Raw genomic sequence first — 16,650 nt, 5'->3', positions numbered from 1 at the left:
GCCGCATGAACGTATTCGACTATCTTGGTTCTAGCTGGCCCGAACTGCTGCAACTCACGCTGCAGCACCTCTACCTCGTGGGCATTGCCGTGGGCTGCGCGATCCTCGCGGGCGTGCCGCTCGGCGTGCTGATCAGCCGTCACGACTGGCTCGCCACGCCGCTGCTGGGACTCGCGACCATCATCCTCACGCTGCCCTCCATCGCGCTGTTCGGCCTCATGATTCCCGTGTTCTCGCGCTTCGGGCAGGGCATTGGCGCGGTGCCGGCTATCACGGCCGTCTTCCTCTATTCGCTGCTGCCGATCATGCGCAACACCTACCTCGCGTTGCGCAACGTTGACGCGGGCATCAAGGAAGCGGGCACCGGCATCGGCATGACGTCGTGGCAGCGCCTGCGTCTTGTCGATTTGCCGCTGGCCGTCCCCGTGATTCTCGCGGGCGTGCGCACGGCGGTCGTGATGAACATTGGCGTGATGACCATTGCCGCTGTGATCGGCGCGGGCGGACTCGGCACGCTGATCATTCGCGCCATTGGCCAGAGCAGCATGATGAAGCTGCTCGTGGGCGCGGTGCTCGTGAGCGTGCTCGCGATCGTCGCCGACTTGCTGTTGCAGATGCTGCAACGCGCATTGACACCGAAAGGAGTACAGAAGACATGATCGAACTCGACCAACTCACAAAGACTTTCACGCAGAAGGACGGCCAGACCGTGCGCGCCGTCGATTCAGTGAGCCTTTCGGTGGCCGAAGGCGAGATCTGCGTGTTCCTCGGCCCCTCGGGCTGCGGCAAGACCACCACGCTCAAGATGATCAACCGGCTGATCGAGCCGACCTCGGGCCGCGTGCTCATCAACGGCGAGGACACCACGGGCCTGAACGAAGTGGATCTGCGCCGCCACATTGGCTACGTGATCCAGCAGATCGGCCTCTTTCCGAACATGACGATCGAAGAGAACATCACGGTCGTGCCGCGCCTGCTCGGCTGGGACAAGAAACGCTGCGCCGGGCGCGCGGCGGAGCTGATGTCGATGGTCGCGCTCGACCCGAAGCTGTATTTGAAGCGCTATCCGCGTGAACTTTCGGGCGGGCAGCAGCAACGTATCGGCGTGATTCGCGCGCTGGCCGCCGACCCGCCCGTCCTGCTCATGGACGAACCATTCGGCGCCGTCGATCCGATCAATCGCGAATCCATCCAGAACGAGTTCTTCCAGATGCAGCGGCAACTGAAGAAGACCGTCATCATGGTGAGCCACGATATCGACGAGGCGATCAAGCTGGGCGACCGCATCGCTGTGTTCCGGCGCGGCAAACTCGTGCAATACGACCATCCCGATACCCTGCTCGCGCGCCCGCATGACGACTTCGTCGCACAGTTCGTGGGCCAGGACAGCACGCTCAAGCGCCTGTTGCTCGTGAAGGCCGGCGACGCGGCCACGCAACCCGAAACCGCACGCATGGACACGCCGCTCGCGCACGCGTTCGCCGTGATGGACGAGGCCGATTGCCGTTACCTCACCGTGCTCGATGACGCGCAGCATGCGCTCGGCTTCGTGGCGCGGCGTGCCGCGCGCGGCGCCGAAGGCGTGTGCGGCGATCGCATCACGCCGCTTCACGCGTCTGTATCCGTCGACGACAACCTGCGCATCGTGCTCTCGAAGATGTACCAGTTCCGCGCCTCGTGGATGCCGGTGCTCGACGCTGACGGCGCCTACGTCGGCGAGATCACGCAGGATTCGATCGCCGACTATCTAAGCTCGGGCCGCTCGCGGCAGCAGACCGGACAGCCGCCGATCGCGGCGGTGCGGCCGGTGGCTGCGGCCGTGTGAGCGGCATGGCGCGCTAGAACGTGGTGCGCGCGTCCTGGTTCGTGAGATTGTCGCGGCGATGTTTTCCTGTTGACGTCGTTGGCGTGAAGGGCCGCGAACATCGCCCATCACGCTGGCACATCGCACGAACTGACGCGCTATTCCCAAGGGACTTGCACGAGACACCGCGTGCGCGCATATTCGCCATACTGTGAGACGGACACAACGGGGTGCGCCATGGAAGACTCGACCAGGCTCAAGACCCTTTCCATCGCCCTCTACGCGGTCGGCGCGATTGCCACCTTCGCCATCTACCCGTTGATGGTGCTTTGGCCGTCAGGCTGGACCTGGCACGTGGGCCATTCGGACTACCCGCTGATGATCGTCGGCATCTACGCCACGCTGGGCGTGTTTCTCATGCGCGCGGCGCGCCGTCCGCTCGAGCATTTGAGCCTGATCTGGTTCACGGTGTGGTCGAGCGTCGTGCACGGCGCGATCATGACGGTCCAGTCGCTGATGTCGCCTGGCCATCTCGGCCATCTGCTCGGTGACGTGCCCGCCCTTTTCATCGTCGCCGCCGTCCTGGCCGTGCTCACGCCGCGCCGCGCGCGAGCGGGCGCGGACGCCCCACCGCAACCGAGCTTGCGGACGAATTGACGCGGCGCTCAATCATTACTAATCGCCGATATTCTGTAGTTATTTAAAAATATTCGGGTTCACCCTAAATCCAGGCGTCTAGCTGTCGATATGTAAGGTGACGCCCGTCGGCGGCGACCTGCACAGATAGGCCACCCCGCTTGCGTTGCCCCTGGTCAAAACGGTACAGACGCATGACACTCACCATTCGAGCGCGCATCGCCCTCACGTTCGCGCTTCTCGCCCTCCTGCTCACGGTTTCCGGCGTTCTCGGCTTCATCAGCACCGAAAAGGCCAATAGCGCCAACCGCGACACCTATCGCAACAAGCTCGCCGAATCCACGGCCATCGACAACGCGGAGATCTACATCGCGCGCACGCGCCTCGTACTTGACCGCGTCGCGCTGCACCCCGACGCGCCCTCGGTGCCCGATCAGTTGCAGCGCGCCGCCGGCTTCTTCAAGAACTCCGACGAGTGGTGGACGAAGTTCACGCAAATGCCGCACGAAAGCGACGAGTTGCCGCTCATTGCCGCGACCACCGATCGGCGCACGGCCATGCGCAACGCGGTAACGGACTTCACGAAAGCGCTCGAATCGGGCGACAAGGCCAGTGCCGACAACATCGCGATGACACAGCTCTCCGACCTCTACAGCGCCATGAGCGCCGCGAACAACGAGGTCAAGAAGCACCTCTACAACAACGCGAAAGTGCGTTATGAGGAGGCCGAAGCAAATTTCCATTTGTTCTCGGGCGTGAGCGCCGCGATGGTCGCGCTCGGCCTGCTCGGCGCGGGCCTCGGCTGGGTGATGCTGCGCCGCGCGATCATGGAGCCGCTCAATTACGCGCTCACGAGCCTCAATGAAATCTCCTCGGGCAATCTGAGCCAGACCGTGCGCGCGCAGCGCCGTGATGAAATGGGCCTGCTGCTCGAGAACATCGAAAAGACCCGCAAGGAGCTGGGCTCCGTGACGGGCGCGGTGCGCTCGGGCAGCGAGTCGGTTTCGGTGGCCACGCGCCAGATCGCGGCGGGCATGATCGATCTTTCGGCGCGTACCGAGGAGCAGGCGGCGTCGCTCCAGGAAACGGCCGCGAGCATGAACGAACTTACCTCGGCGGTGAAGCAGAACACCGACAATGCGCGCCAGGGCAGCTCGCTCGCGCAAACGGCGGCGAACGTGGCATCGCGCGGGAGCGACGTCGTGCAGGACGTGGTGAGCACGATGAGCGAGATCGAAGGCAGCTCGCACAAGATCTCCGAGATCACGGCCATCATCGAAGGCATTGCGTTTCAGACGAATATTCTCGCGCTCAACGCGGCTGTCGAGGCGGCGCGCGCGGGCGAGCAAGGCCGCGGGTTCGCCGTGGTCGCGAGTGAGGTGCGCTCGCTCGCGCAACGTTCGGCCGCGGCGGCCAAGGAGATCAAGGACCTCATTGCGAATTCGGTGGCAACCGTTTCGCATGGCACGGAACTCGTTTCCACTGCGGGCGCGACGATGGCTGAACTGCACACGTCAGTGCAGCGCGTGACCGCGATCATGAACGAGATCGCCTCCGCCTCAGAGCAGCAGCAAAGCGGCATCGAGCAGGTCGACACAGCCGTCACGCAAATGGACGAGGTCACGCAGCAGAACGCGGCGCTCGTCGAACAGGTGACGGCTGCCGCCCAGGCGCTCGACACGCAATCCACGAAGCTTGCCGGGACCGTGCAGGTGTTTCGCGTCGGTTGACGTACGTACGCGGCGCGAGTACCTCCGCGGCCTCTTATAATCGGAGATCGAAGCGGCGCCGGGAAAATCATGCGCTTAGTCCCGCCGCCGCGCCTATCGAATTTTCGTACGCGAAGAGGAACGCCGCATGTATATCGCCATGAACCGCTTCAAGGTCGCCTTGGGCTCCGAGGCCGCATTCGAGGAAGTCTGGGCCACGCGCGACACACACTTGAAGCAAGTGCCCGGCTTCATCGAATTTCATCTGCTCAAGGGTCCGCAGCGCGAAGATCACGTGCTCTACGCGAGCCACACGATCTGGGCGAGCCATGCGCACTTCGAAGACTGGACGCGCTCCGACGCATTTCGCGCGGCGCACAGAAACGCGGGCAATGCGGGCGGCACGAACCGGCCGGTCTATCTGAGCCATCCCGAGTTCGAAGGCTTCGAAGTGGTGCAGACCGTGAAGTAAGCGGCGCACGCGAAATCACGCAAATGTATCGGTAAATCTGCGCACGCGCTGCGCCAAAGCTACACGCTCGCAGCGCGCGCCGCCGCCTGGCGCAGCCACACGCGGCACGATTCACGCGGCGGTCGACGGCTGTAAAAAGCTGCCGCCGCGCCCGCGCTTCCCGTCCTTCCCTCCTTGCCTTCCCAGCAGTGCGTTGCGCCGCGCGAGTTCAGGCCCAAACCTTGCTTGATTGAAATCCCCGCCCTTGCGCGCAACGGCGTTGGAAACGCGCACCTCCGCGTCCCCAACCGACGAGCCCATGAAGAAAAAAACCGCTACCCGCGTCGTAGAAGGACAGCCGTTTCCGCTCGGCGCCACCTGGAACGGCCGCGGCGTGAACTTCGCGCTCTTCTCAGCGAATGCGACGAAGGTCGAGCTGTGTCTCTTCGACAAGAACGGCCTGCGCGAACTCGAGCGCATCGCGTTGCCCGAATACACCGACGAGGTGTGGCACGTGTATCTGCCCGACCTCGAACCGGGCGCCACCTACGGGTATCGCGTGCATGGGCCGTACGATCCGCAGGCGGGCCATCGTTTCAATCCGAACAAGCTGCTGCTCGATCCCTATGCGAAGGCGCACGTGGGTGCGCTGCGCTGGCATCCCGCCGTGTTCGGCTACACCATCGGCAGTCCCGACGGCGATCTCTCGTTCGACACGCGAGACAGCGCGCGCTATGTGCCGCGCTGCCGCGTGGTCGATCAGGGCTTCACCTGGCACCACCCGATGCGCGAGCGCGTACCGCGCGAGCGCACGATCATCTACGAGACGCACGTGCGCGGCTACACGATCCGCCATCCCGACGTACCGCCCGAAGAACGCGGCACTTTCGCGGGCCTCGGGCAAACGCCGGTGCTCGAATATATCCGCGGGCTTGGCGTGACCTCCGTGGAGTTGCTGCCCATCCATACGTTCGTGAACGATTCGCACCTGCTCGAACGCGGCCTCACGAACTACTGGGGCTACAACACGATCGGCTTCTTCGCGCCGGATCCGCGCTACTCGGTGGGCGAACATGGCTCGATCGACGAGTTCAAGAACATGGTGGACCGTCTGCACCAGGCGGGTCTCGAAGTGATACTCGACGTGGTGTACAACCACACGGCCGAAGGTAGCGAACTCGGGCCCACGCTCTCGTTTCGAGGCATCGACAATGCTTCGTATTACCGATTACCTGAAGACAAGCGCTACTACATCAACGACACCGGCACGGGCAATACGCTGAACCTCTCGCACCCGCGCGTGCTGCAGATGGTCACGGACAGCCTGCGCTACTGGGTGCTCGAAATGGGCGTAGACGGTTTCCGCTTCGACCTCGCGACGATCCTCGGGCGCGAGCCTTACGGCTTCGACGAAGGCGGCGGCTTTCTCGACAGCTGCCGCCAGGACCCGATCCTCTCGAGCGTGAAGCTGATTGCCGAGCCATGGGACTGCGGGCCGGGCGGCTACCAGGTAGGCGGGTTCCCGCCCGGCTGGATGGAATGGAACGACCGCTTTCGCGACACCGCGCGCGCCTGGTGGAAAGGCGACGAAGGCACGGCGCCCGAACTCGCCACGCGCCTGTGCGCCTCGGGCGACAGCTTCAACCGGCGCGGCCGGCGGCCATGGTCGAGTGTGAACTTCGTCACGGCCCACGACGGCTTCACGCTGCACGATCTGGTTTCGTACAACGAGCGCCACAACGAGGCCAATGGCGAAGAGAACCGCGACGGCCACGGCGACAATCTCTCGTGGAACTGCGGCGCCGAAGGCCCGACCGACGACCCCGAAATCCGCTTGCTGCGCGAGCGCCAGAAGCGTAACTTCCTCGCCACTCTGCTGCTCTCACAGGGCACGCCGATGCTGCTGGCGGGCGACGAGTTTGGCCGCACGCAACGCGGCAACAACAATGCGTACTGCCAGGACAACGAAGTGAGCTGGGTGGACTGGGAAGGCATTGACGACACGGGCCGCGGGCTCGCCGACTTCGTGCGCAAGCTCACTGCCCTGCGCCATGCGCTGCCGGTCCTGCGCCGCAACCGCTTTCTCATCGGCGAGCACAATGCCACGCTCGACGTCACCGACGTCGAATGGCTCTCCGCTGCGGGCGTGCCGCTCGCCCAGGAGCAATGGGACGATCCGGCCATGCGTTGTTTCGGCATGCTGATCGATGGACGATCGCAAACGAGCGGCATCATGCGCCTCGCTTCGGATGCGACGATGCTCATCGTGTTCAACGCCTATCACGACATGGTGGAATTCACGCTGCCTTCCGTGCCGGGCAACGATCAGTGGAACTGCCTCATCGATACGAACATGCCCGTTCGCGACGAGCTGCCCGAATTCGAAGCCGGAGATATCTATCAGGTGACGGGGCGCTCGCTGCTGTTGTTCGCGCTGCATGCGCGGGGCGCGACGCAACGCGTGTTCGACCGGCTGGAGGAAAATCTCACGGGATGAAGGGCACGCTTTTTCGCGGACTGGCGGCAAGGCCGCCGGTCCGTTGCGCTACGCGCGGCGGGGCTGACAGTTAGTTGCACAACGCAGGAAACAACGGCGGTTTCACCGCAAGACAGCCGACATCGCCGACAAGCTATTGAGCGTGCGCACGAGGTATTCGGCCGTTGGCGCCACAAACCGGATTACGCAGCCCGCCGCGCGCTCGATACTCGGCCACTGCGAAAAGAGATCCGCCAGCGCGCTGGTCTGCGTATGCAGTTCGCAATGACGCACGCGCGGCGCCGCGCAGGCACGGTCCCACCACGCGCCATCGCGCGCGACCTGCCCGACGGCTTCGCGCGCCGCGTCGCGAATCCGCTCGCGGCTCGCGGCGGGCGTCAGCATATCGCCGCTCGCGTGGCCGTCTGCACGCTTCACCACCACGAACTTCGCATCGGGAAAGGCGGGCTGCGTTTCGCGTTCAAATACATCGTCACCGCTCAAAAGCGCCACCCGTGCGCCGTATTCCTGCGCAAGCGCGCCATACAGCCCCGCCTCGCCCGTCGCGACGCCATCCACGCGCACGCGCGCGAACGCAAAGCTGTTGATGGTGTGCGCGAGCATGCCGCGGCTTTGCGCCATGGCGTGATAGCCAATCATGAAAACGAGCGCGGGCCTGTGCTCGAGCCCCGCCATCATGCCGAGCGTGCGCGGCTTGCCGAGTATGACGCGTGCGCGCGCATCGATCTCGTCGAGCAGCAGGTTGTTGAAGCCGCCGTGGGAGTCGTTGACCCACACTTCGCTTGCGCCGCCCGAGAACGCGCCCTCCACGGCCGCGTTCGCTTCGAGCGTCATCCAGCGGCGGGCCCGCTCGTACTCGGGATTACCGGCGCGCGTTTGCTGAACGTTGAAGACACCGCCTATGCCTTCGATATCGACGGAGATGAGTATTTTCACGCTTGCGGTCCGCCTTCGAGCAGATTGGCGAGATCGGGCACCGCTTCGCGCAACGCGAGACGCACGTGGCCATCCCGGCCCTGCACGGTGCTTGCGCTCCACAACGCGTCGAGAATCGCTTGCTCGACGCAATCGGCGCTTGCCTGAAACAGCGGGTCGAGTTGCGAGTCGGCGAGCAAGCGCGGCAACGCGTGGGTCGGCGCGTCGTGCGCCAGCGTGTATGCGGTGCTGAACGCCATGGCGATATCGCCGCTGCCGTGTCCATAAACGGACCCCGTGCGCGCGAGACCCGCCGCTGCGCGCATCGATACGCGCCGAAGCTGCCGCGAGTCGAGCGGCGCATCCGTGGCGATCAACATGATGATCGACCCCTTCTCGGGCTCCTGCGTGGCGCAGCTCGACGCCAAGCGCGCCGCAAGTTCGCGGCCCAGCGGCATACCGTCGATCGTCAGCATGGGCAAGCGGCCGAAGTTCGCGAGCACGAGCGCACCCACCGTGTGCTGCGCGTCCGCCGCGCGCACCACACGCGACGCCGTGCCAATGCCGCCTTTCAGGTCGAAGCTCGACATGCCGCGGCCCGCGCCGACGCTGCCGCGAGCAAAGTCAGCGCTCGCAGCAGCGCAGGCAGCGAGATAGTGCGCCTCGCTCACCGCCAGCGCCTGAATATCGTTCAGATAGCCGTCATTGCACTCGAACACGAGCGGATTAACGGTTGGCAGGCCGCGCCCGATCTGCGGATTCGCCGCGACTGCCGCGCGAATCTGCGCTTGTGCAAGCGCACCCACGCCGAACGTGTTGGTCAGCGCAATCGGCGTTTCGAGCACACCCAGCTCTTCGAGCTGCATGAGCCCGATGCTCTTGCCAAATCCGTTGATCACGCAAGCGCTCGCCGGCACCTTCTCGCGAAAGAGGTCGCGTGCGTGGGGCATCACCACGGTCACGCCCGTTTGCACATCGCCCGCGTCGAGCGTGCAGTGACCCATGCGCACGCCGCTCACATCGGCAATCGTTCCCGTCGCGCCGCTCACCAGTGTGCCGATATGCGGCGCGGTATCTGTGCGATGGGTGCTCATGCGCGGTCCAGTTTCGGGTCGAGCGCGTCGCGCAGGCCGTCGCCCAGCAGATTGAATGCGAGCACCGTGAGGAAGATGGCGAGGCTCGGAAACAGCGCGATATGCGGCGCCGTGACCATGTCCGCGCGCGCCTCGTTGAGCATGGCGCCCCACTCCGGCGTGGGCGGCTGCGCGCCCAGGCCAATGAACGACAGGCTCGCCGCCGTGATGATCGAAGTGCCGATACGCATGGTCAGATACACGATCACGGACGACACCGTGCCCGGCAGAATATGCCGCATGATGATCGTCCAATCCGATGCGCCAATGCTGCGCGCGGCCTCGACATATGTGAGGTGTTTGAGCATGAGCGTATTGCCGCGCACGAGACGCGCGAACGCCGGAATGCTGAACACCGCCACCGCGCACACCACGTTGATCATGCCGTTGCCGAGGATCGCCACCACGCCGATGGCGAGCAGAATGCCTGGGAATGCGAACAACACGTCGGCCACCCGCATGGTGATGCGGTCCCACCAGCCTTCGTAGTAGCCCGCGAGCAAGCCGAAGAACGTGCCGACCGCGGCGCCCAGCGCCACCGAAAGAAAGCCTGCCGCGAGCGAGATGCGCGTGCCCGCGAGAATGCGGCTGAAAATATCGCGGCCCAGCGCGTCCACGCCGAACCAGTGTGCCGAAGAGGGACCGGCGTTGAGCGAGTCGTAGTCGAAGTAGTTTTCCGGGTCGTAAGGCACGAGATGCGGCGCGAACACCGCGATCACCACCAGCAGCAGCACGAAAGCGCCCGCGCCGAGCGCGACGTGCTGCTTGCGGAACTTGCGCCAGAACTCGCGCCACGGCGTGCGGATCGCTTCGTCCTGTGCGCGTACGGCAAGGTTTTGGGTCGTGCTCATGGCGTGCTCACCTGAATCGAATGGTCGGATTGATGACCGCGTACAGCACGTCCACGATCAGATTGATGACGATGAACTCGAGCGAGAACAACAGCACTTCGGCCTGAATCACGGGGTAATCGCGCATCGAAACCGAATCGATGAGCAGTCGCCCGAGGCCTGGCCAGTTGAACACCACCTCCACGACGATCGAGCCGCCCAGCAGAAAGCCGAACTGCAGGCCCATCATCGTGACGACGGGAATCATCGCGTTGCGCAGGCAATGCTTGATCACCACCCATCGCTCGGCCACACCCTTCGCGCGCGCCGTGCGCACGAAGTCCTCGTTGAGCACCTCGACGAAGGACGCTCGCGTGAAGCGCGCCATCACCGCGGCCACGGCCGCGCCGAGCGTGATCGACGGCAGCACGTAGCTGCGCCAGGAACCGTCGCTCACCACGGGCAGCCAGCCCAGATGCACCGAAAACAACTCCATGAGCGCCATGCCGAGTGCGAAGGCGGGAAACGATATGCCCGACACCGCGAGCGCCATGCCGATGCGATCGGGCCAGCGATTGCGCCACACGGCCGAGACGATGCCGATCGCCATGCCGAACACCACGGCCCAGACCATGCTGGTGAGCGTGAGCAGCAGCGTGGGCATGAAACGCTCGCCAATTTCGGTGATGACCGGGCGCTTGCTGCGCATCGAAACACCGAAGTCGCCGTGGGCGATGCGCACGAAGAAATGGATGAACTGCTGCGGCAGCGGCTGGTCGAGACCGAGGTCGGCGCGTACGAGCGCGACCGTGGCGTCGTCCGCTTCGGGACCGGCCGCGAGGCGCGCCGGGTCGCCCGGCAGCAGATGCACGAACAGGAACACCAGGATCGCGACGATCAGGAGTGTCGGCAGGAGACCCAGTGAGCGTTTGACAATGAAATTCAGCATGAGCGCGTTACTGCATCGAGCGTGTGCGCCGCGCCGGACTCGAACGTTCCGGCAGCGGCGCACGACGCATTAGCGAATCGAAATCTCGTCGAAGTTGAACGAGCCGTCCGGCGCCACATACGCGCCGGCCAGGCGCTTGCTGCGGGCGTACACGACCTTTTCCTTCACGAGGAACACCCACGGCGCGTCGGCCCAGATGCGTTTTTGCGCGTCGGTGTAGAGCGCCGTTTTTTGCGCGCGGTCCGTCGTTTCGAGCGCCTTCGCGAGGTCCTGATCAACGGCGGTGTTCTTGTAGTACGCCGTGTTCATGAGTTTCGGCGGCCACGATGCCGAAGCGAGCAGCGGCGAGATGCCCCAGTCCGCTTCACCCGTGGACGACGACCAGCCGATGTAGTACATGCGTACGCCCGCCGATGCCGGGTCCTGTGCGCTTTCCACACGCGCGACGGCGGTGCCCGTTTCCAGCGCTTCGACGTTCGCCTTCACTCCCACTTGCGCGAGCTGTTGCTGCACGAACTGAATGGCCTTTTGCGCGGTCGAGTTGTTATACGCAGACCACAGCGTCGTTTCGAAACCGTTCGGGTAGCCAGCCTGCTTGAGCAGTTCCCGCGCCTTGGCCGGATCGTACGGCCACGGGCCGAGCTTGACCGAGTAATCGACGCCCTGGGGCAGCACGCCGTCCGAAGGCAGCGCGTAGCCCGCGAACGCCACCTTCGCGAGCGCATCCTTGTTGATCGCGTAATTCAGCGCCTGGCGCACGAGCGGGTTGTCGAACGGCTTCTTCGCGGTGTTCAGGCTGATGTAACGCTGGATGATCGAGGGCGTGGCGATCAGGTCCACCTTCGGGTTCGACTGGAACGCGCTCGCCTGTTCGAACGGAATGCGGAAGGCGAAGTCCGCTTCGCCCGTGCGCATGAGCGCCGCGCGCGTGTTGTTGTCGGCTACCGGCTTCCAGTCGATCTCGTCGATCTTCGGGTAGCCCTTCTTCCAGTAGCCGTCGAACTTGTGCACGACGAGGTCGCCAGCCGGGTCCCACTTCACGAATGCGAACGGGCCCGTGCCCACCGGATGCAGCCCGATATCCTTGCCCCACTTCTTCATGGCCGCAGGCGAGATCATCACCGCCGACGGGTGCGCGAGCACGTTCACGAACGCCGAGAACGGCGCATTCAGCGTGACTTTCACCGTGTACGGATCGACCACTTCGGTCTTCGCAATGCGGCGGAACATGTTGTAGCGCTTCAGGTGATTCGCCGGGTCCGTCACGCGGTCGAAATTCGCCTTCACGGCCGCCGCATTGAAGTCGGTGCCGTCCTGGAACTTCACACCCTGGCGCAGTTTGAAGGTGTAGACGAGGCCGTCGCCGCTCACTTCATAGCTCGTGGCCAGCACGTTGGTGAGCTTCAGATCCTTGTCGAAACCGAACAGACCCTGGTAGAACGACTTCGAAACAGCCTGCGAGAGCGTGTCGTTGGCGTCGTACGGATCGAGCGTCGAGAACGTCGAATCGACGGCCATCACGGCGCGCTGTTCGGCGGCTCGCGCGGCCGTCGCACCGGCGATCAGCGCGAGTGCGAGCGCGCTGCCCTTCATCCATGCTTTGACTTCTTTCATCAATCAGGTCTCCATACCAGTGAATCTTGACGACTCGGCGAAATGATCCAGCTAAAAAGCGAACGATGTGTGGCACTGCGGCGTGGCACGACGGCGCGTTCAGTAAGCGCCGCCCACCCGATGCTGCGCAACGAAGTGACCGGGGCCGACCGGCACGAGCGGCAAGACCTGCGGCTCGTCGCCGGGCGCGCGAATCGGGCTTGGCAACTCGTCGGCGGCGAGCACGCGCTTCGCGTGGCGGCGCGCCGGATCGGCAATCGGCACTGCGCCCATGAGCTTCTTCGTATAGGCGTGCTGCGGGTTCTCGAACACGGCGCGGCGCGGGCCGATCTCGACGATCTGCCCCAGGTACATCACGGCGACGCGATGGCTCACGCGTTCCACCACGGCCATGTCGTGCGAGATGAAGAGATACGCCACGCCAAGCTCCTGCTGCAGGTCGAGCATGAGATTGACGATCTGCGCCTGCACGGAAACGTCGAGCGCGGAGACCGATTCGTCGGCGATCACGACTTTCGGGTTCATCGACAGCGCGCGCGCAATGGCGATGCGCTGACGCTGGCCACCCGAGAATTCGTGCGGATAGCGCCCCGCCGCCGACTTCGGCAAGCCCACGCGGTCGAGCAGCCATTCCACGCGCGCCTGCGCCTTGGCGCCCTTCGCGATGCCGTGCACGAGCAGCGGTTCCATGATCGAGAAACCCACCGTGAGGCGCGGGTTGAGCGAGGCGAACGGGTCCTGGAAAATGAACTGGATATCGCGGCGCAGCGTCTGCAACGCAGGCCCGCTGAGCGTGCTGATATTCTGACCGCCGAATTCGATCGTGCCGCTCTGGCTCTCCACAAGGCGCAGCAGCGAGCGGCCCGTCGTTGATTTTCCGCAGCCGGACTCGCCCACCAGCGCGAGCGTTTCGCCGGCGTGAAGATCGAAGCTGACCTTTTCGACCGCGTGCACGCGGCCCGTGACCTTGCCGAGCAGACCGCTGCGCACGGGAAAACGCGTGACGAGGTCGCGCACGCGCAGGACCGGCGCGGCGTCCGTTTTCGGCGCGTTTGCCGCGAGGTTTGAAGCAGTTGCCGGGCGTGCTGATTCGTTGATCGAAAGCAGCGGGAATTTCTCGGGCAGGTCGGTGCCCTGCATCGCGCCGAGCTTCGGCACGGCGGCGAGCAACGCCTGCGTGTAGCGATGCGAAGGCGCTGCGAAAAGCGCGTCGGACGCACCCTCTTCCACTTTCTCGCCGCGGTACATCACGAGAATGCGGTCCGCCACTTCGGCCACCACGCCCATGTCGTGCGTGATGAAGACGACGCCCATATCCATCTCGTCCTGCAGGCCGCGAATGAGCTGCAGGATCTGCGCCTGAATCGTCACGTCGAGCGCCGTGGTCGGCTCGTCGGCGATCAGGAGCGCGGGCTTGCACGAGAGCGCCATCGCGATCATCACGCGCTGGCGCATGCCGCCCGAAAGCTGATGCGGGAAGCGCTCCATCACGCGGCGCGCCTCGGGAATACGCACGAGGTCGAGCAACCGCAGCGTTTCGGCGCGCGCCTGCGAGGCGTTCATCTGCTGATGCAGCGCGATCGCCTCGCTAATCTGGTTGCCCACCGTGAACACGGGGTTAAGCGAGGTCATCGGCTCCTGGAAGATCATCGCGATGTCCGCGCCGCGCACCGAGCGCATGGTCGACGCGCTCGCACGCGTGAGATCGAGCACGCTGCCGTTGCGCCGGCGCAGTTCGATGCTGCCGCCGGTCAAGCGGCCGCCGCCGTGTTCGACGAGCCGCATCAGCGAAAGCGACGTGACCGACTTGCCCGAGCCCGATTCGCCGACGATGGCGAGCGTCTCGCCGCGATCGACGTGGAACGACAGATTGCGCACGGCTTCGAACGTGCCCGCGCCGCGCTTGAACGACACGCCAAGATCGCGAACGTCGATCACGCGGTTCGGCGGCAGCGCGGCCTTTTCGTCGACTGGTGCGGTATCAGGAAAGGGCGAGGACATCTGCACGATGAGGATTCCTTCGTTTGTTGCGCAAAGCGATGCGCCGCTTAAGCGTAGATCGACGCAACGGGCGCTTCGCCCACGCGCGCGTAGCCGCGATACATGCCTTCGGTGTTGAACGGCAGGACCACGTTGCCTTGTGCGTCCACGGCAATCAGGCCGCCGCGGCCGTCGATGCGCGGCAATTGCTCCATCACGACATTCGTCGCTGCTTCGGAGAGCGAAGCACCGCGATATTTCATTTGCGCCGCCACGTCGTAGGCCGCGACCATGCGCATGAACATTTCGCCCGATCCCGTGGTGGACACCGCGCAGGTGGCATCGTCGGCATAGCAGCCCGCGCCGATCAGCGGCGCGTCGCCCACGCGACCCACCTGCTTGTTCGTGATGCCGCCCGTCGACGTTGCCGCCGCGAGGTGGCCTTGCGCGTCGAGCGCCACCGCGCCCACCGTGCCGTACTTGCGGTTCGGGTCGATCGGCTCGTGCGGCAGGCTTTCTTCCGATGCCTTCGCAGCGGCCCTGGCTTCGAGCGTTGCCCCATCGTGATCGAGCATCGCACGTGCTTCGCCGCGTGCGAGCTGCCACTGACGGTAGCGCGCATCGGTGTGGAAATAGCCGGGATCGACGAATTCGATGCCCTGCGCCGCAGCAAACGCTTCCGCGCCTTCGCCCGTGAAGAGCACGTGCTCGCTCTTCTCCAGCACGCGGCGCGCCGCCCGCACCGGATTGCGCACGCGCTTCACGCAGCACACGGCGCCCGCTTCTAGCGTGCGGCCGTCCATGATCGAGGCGTCCAGCTCATGCGTGCCTGCGGACGTGAAAACCGCGCCATGGCCCGCATTGAAAAACGGGCAGTCTTCGAGCAGGCGCACCGCTTCCTCGACTGCGTCGAGCGCGCTCCCGCCTTCCGCGAGAATGCGCTGGCCGGCCGCGAGAATGCGGCTGAGCGCGTCGAGATACTGAGCTTCGACTTCGGGCGCCATCGAAGCGCGCAGGATCGTGCCGGCGCCGCCGTGAATGGCAATGACTGCGTTCGATTTCATGACTTCTTTTTCGTTGAGGAAGACGGGACAGCAGGCGCGGCGCTCGCCTGCGCTGCGGCCGAGGTGAGCCACGGCAGCACCGATTCGGTGATGGCCGCAGCGGCGACGACGGAATCCTTCGCGCGCAACGCCACAGCGTCGCAAAGCGCTTCGATGACTGCCAGCACCGCGGCTTCCGAGTTCGCCGCGAGGCGCCTTTCGGAGCGGATCAGCAGCGTGAGATCGGCGAAGCGCGCGAGCGGCGAGTCGATGCTGTCGGTGAGCGCGAGCACGCGCGCGCCCAGCTTCGCAGCGTGGCGCGAGAGCTTGATCGTGTCGTCCACGTAGCGCGGAAACGCAATGCCGATCACCAGATCGTCCTTGTTCGCGCCGAGCAGCCTGCGCGCGGAATGTGTGGGACCGCCGACCGTGGAGAGCGCCTGCACGTTGTCGAGATAAGGCAGCAGCGCGTTCTCCATGAGCCCGGCGAGAAAGGCGCTCGTGCCCGAGCCGATCACGTACACGCGGCGCGCCGAGAGAATCGCGTCCACGGCTGCTGCGGCCGCTTTGCTGTCGATCGACTGGCGCGACAGGCGCAGGTTCGACTCGGCCTGCTCCAGCGAAGCGCCGAACAGTTCGGCGCCGCTTGTGGGCGATTCCTGCGCGCTGCGCAACCGCTCGACCGGCGCGAGCGTGGCCTCGAAGCCGCGCACGAGCGCATCGCGAAACTGCGGATAGCCGTCGAACCCAAGCGATCGCGCAAAGCGGTTGGCCGTAGCCACCGAAGCGCCCACCGCGTTCGCCAGTTCGTCGATACGCATGGTCGCGGCGTGGAACAGATTCGCGAGCACGTACTCGGCCATGCGCCGGTGGCCCGGCGTAAGAACGGGCATCGCGGCGGTGATGCGCGCGACGATCTCGGCTTCGGGCGTGTCGGGAGTTGTCGGTCGGGTTGGCATGCGTGGGCCGGGGTTGGGACGGCGAGTCCGTAAATTAAATTACATGGACGGATCTTAGTGAAAATTAATTTTCATTGCGCCCTGGGTTTACCCTATTCGAGGTAAACAAGGCGTGGATTATCTTGACCAC

At 64.8% G+C, this 16,650-nt stretch carries 14 protein-coding genes; 6 read left to right on the top strand and 8 right to left on the bottom strand.

The genetic code is table 11. The features are described from left to right. Nucleotides 1-5 precede the first annotated feature (5 nt). From L0U83_RS32830 to glgX, 6 genes are all read left to right on the top strand, one after another. Complete coding sequence (locus tag L0U83_RS32830; RefSeq protein ID WP_233888335.1) at nt 6-659, top strand: ABC transporter permease; 654 nt, start codon at nt 6-8, stop codon at nt 657-659. Continuing rightward, nucleotides 656-1,825: an osmoprotectant ABC transporter ATP-binding protein OsmV gene (locus L0U83_RS32825; RefSeq protein ID WP_233888334.1), complete on the top strand. Its 1,170-nt coding sequence runs from the start codon at nt 656-658 to the stop codon at nt 1,823-1,825. The genes L0U83_RS32830 and L0U83_RS32825 overlap by 4 nt, the downstream gene beginning before the upstream one ends. Before the next feature lie 216 nt (nt 1,826-2,041). Further along, nucleotides 2,042-2,461 (top strand): DUF6632 domain-containing protein, encoded by a 420-nt coding sequence (locus tag L0U83_RS32820; RefSeq protein WP_233888333.1) that lies wholly within the window; start codon nt 2,042-2,044, stop codon nt 2,459-2,461. Nucleotides 2,462-2,634: 173 nt separating this feature from the next. After that, nucleotides 2,635-4,170, top strand: a complete 1,536-nt coding sequence (locus tag L0U83_RS40725) for a methyl-accepting chemotaxis protein (RefSeq protein WP_308445092.1) — start codon at nt 2,635-2,637, stop codon at nt 4,168-4,170. 127 nt (nt 4,171-4,297) lie between these two features. Then, nucleotides 4,298-4,621 (top strand): heme-degrading protein HmuQ, encoded by a 324-nt coding sequence (gene hmuQ, locus L0U83_RS32805; protein WP_233888332.1) that lies wholly within the window; start codon nt 4,298-4,300, stop codon nt 4,619-4,621. Between the two features lie 298 nt (nt 4,622-4,919). Continuing rightward, nucleotides 4,920-7,097: a glycogen debranching protein GlgX gene (gene glgX / locus L0U83_RS32800; RefSeq protein ID WP_233888331.1), complete on the top strand. Its 2,178-nt coding sequence runs from the start codon at nt 4,920-4,922 to the stop codon at nt 7,095-7,097. Nucleotides 7,098-7,199: 102 nt separating this feature from the next. On the opposite strand, the gene L0U83_RS32795 is transcribed toward glgX, so the two are convergent. The 8 genes from L0U83_RS32795 to L0U83_RS32760 form a co-directional block, all read right to left on the bottom strand. Next, nucleotides 7,200-8,033 carry a M55 family metallopeptidase gene (locus L0U83_RS32795; protein ID WP_233888330.1) on the bottom strand — a complete coding sequence of 278 codons (834 nt, stop codon included), beginning with the start codon at nt 8,031-8,033 and terminating at the stop codon, nt 7,200-7,202. Further along, complete coding sequence (locus L0U83_RS32790) at nt 8,030-9,106, bottom strand: DmpA family aminopeptidase (protein WP_233888329.1); 1,077 nt, start codon at nt 9,104-9,106, stop codon at nt 8,030-8,032. The genes L0U83_RS32795 and L0U83_RS32790 overlap by 4 nt, the downstream gene beginning before the upstream one ends. Next, nucleotides 9,103-9,996, bottom strand: a complete 894-nt coding sequence (gsiD, locus tag L0U83_RS32785; RefSeq protein ID WP_233888328.1) for a glutathione ABC transporter permease GsiD — start codon at nt 9,994-9,996, stop codon at nt 9,103-9,105. The genes L0U83_RS32790 and gsiD overlap by 4 nt, the downstream gene beginning before the upstream one ends. Before the next feature lie 7 nt (nt 9,997-10,003). Then, entirely contained in the window at nt 10,004-10,924 is a 921-nt protein-coding gene (gene gsiC / locus L0U83_RS32780) for a glutathione ABC transporter permease GsiC (RefSeq protein ID WP_233888327.1), read from the bottom strand. Between the two features lie 69 nt (nt 10,925-10,993). Continuing rightward, a complete protein-coding gene (gene gsiB, locus L0U83_RS32775; protein WP_233889113.1) occupies nt 10,994-12,517 on the bottom strand; it encodes a glutathione ABC transporter substrate-binding protein GsiB in 1,524 nt (507 codons plus the stop codon). Nucleotides 12,518-12,637: 120 nt separating this feature from the next. After that, nucleotides 12,638-14,539, bottom strand: a complete 1,902-nt coding sequence (locus L0U83_RS32770; protein ID WP_233889111.1) for a dipeptide ABC transporter ATP-binding protein — start codon at nt 14,537-14,539, stop codon at nt 12,638-12,640. A 47-nt stretch (nt 14,540-14,586) separates the two neighbouring features. Then, nucleotides 14,587-15,582 carry an isoaspartyl peptidase/L-asparaginase family protein gene (locus L0U83_RS32765; RefSeq protein ID WP_233888326.1) on the bottom strand — a complete coding sequence of 332 codons (996 nt, stop codon included), beginning with the start codon at nt 15,580-15,582 and terminating at the stop codon, nt 14,587-14,589. Continuing rightward, nucleotides 15,579-16,520 carry a MurR/RpiR family transcriptional regulator gene (locus L0U83_RS32760; RefSeq protein WP_233888325.1) on the bottom strand — a complete coding sequence of 314 codons (942 nt, stop codon included), beginning with the start codon at nt 16,518-16,520 and terminating at the stop codon, nt 15,579-15,581. The genes L0U83_RS32765 and L0U83_RS32760 overlap by 4 nt, the downstream gene beginning before the upstream one ends. Nucleotides 16,521-16,650 lie beyond the last annotated feature (130 nt).

This window comes from Paraburkholderia flagellata, from assembly GCF_021390645.1.
Taxonomy (GTDB): domain Bacteria; phylum Pseudomonadota; class Gammaproteobacteria; order Burkholderiales; family Burkholderiaceae; genus Paraburkholderia; species Paraburkholderia flagellata.
The sequence above is the reverse complement of the archived record's forward strand: the minus strand, read 5'-3'. Positions and strand labels throughout refer to the sequence as shown.

Coding starts and splice junctions, on each gene's coding strand:
- L0U83_RS32765 (WP_233888326.1), bottom strand. CDS start 15,582: ATGAAATCGAACGCAGTCATTGCCATTCACGGCGGCGCCGGCACGATC.
- L0U83_RS32790 (WP_233888329.1), bottom strand. CDS start 9,106: ATGAGCACCCATCGCACAGATACCGCGCCGCATATCGGCACACTGGTG.
- gsiB (WP_233889113.1), bottom strand. CDS start 12,517: ATGAAGGGCAGCGCGCTCGCACTCGCGCTGATCGCCGGTGCGACGGCC.
- L0U83_RS32820 (WP_233888333.1), top strand. CDS start 2,042: ATGGAAGACTCGACCAGGCTCAAGACCCTTTCCATCGCCCTCTACGCG.
- L0U83_RS32770 (WP_233889111.1), bottom strand. CDS start 14,539: ATGTCCTCGCCCTTTCCTGATACCGCACCAGTCGACGAAAAGGCCGCG.
- L0U83_RS40725 (WP_308445092.1), top strand. CDS start 2,635: ATGACACTCACCATTCGAGCGCGCATCGCCCTCACGTTCGCGCTTCTC.
- L0U83_RS32760 (WP_233888325.1), bottom strand. CDS start 16,520: ATGCCAACCCGACCGACAACTCCCGACACGCCCGAAGCCGAGATCGTC.
- gsiD (WP_233888328.1), bottom strand. CDS start 9,996: ATGAGCACGACCCAAAACCTTGCCGTACGCGCACAGGACGAAGCGATC.
- L0U83_RS32825 (WP_233888334.1), top strand. CDS start 656: ATGATCGAACTCGACCAACTCACAAAGACTTTCACGCAGAAGGACGGC.
- hmuQ (WP_233888332.1), top strand. CDS start 4,298: ATGTATATCGCCATGAACCGCTTCAAGGTCGCCTTGGGCTCCGAGGCC.
- glgX (WP_233888331.1), top strand. CDS start 4,920: ATGAAGAAAAAAACCGCTACCCGCGTCGTAGAAGGACAGCCGTTTCCG.
- gsiC (WP_233888327.1), bottom strand. CDS start 10,924: ATGCTGAATTTCATTGTCAAACGCTCACTGGGTCTCCTGCCGACACTC.
- L0U83_RS32830 (WP_233888335.1), top strand. CDS start 6: ATGAACGTATTCGACTATCTTGGTTCTAGCTGGCCCGAACTGCTGCAA.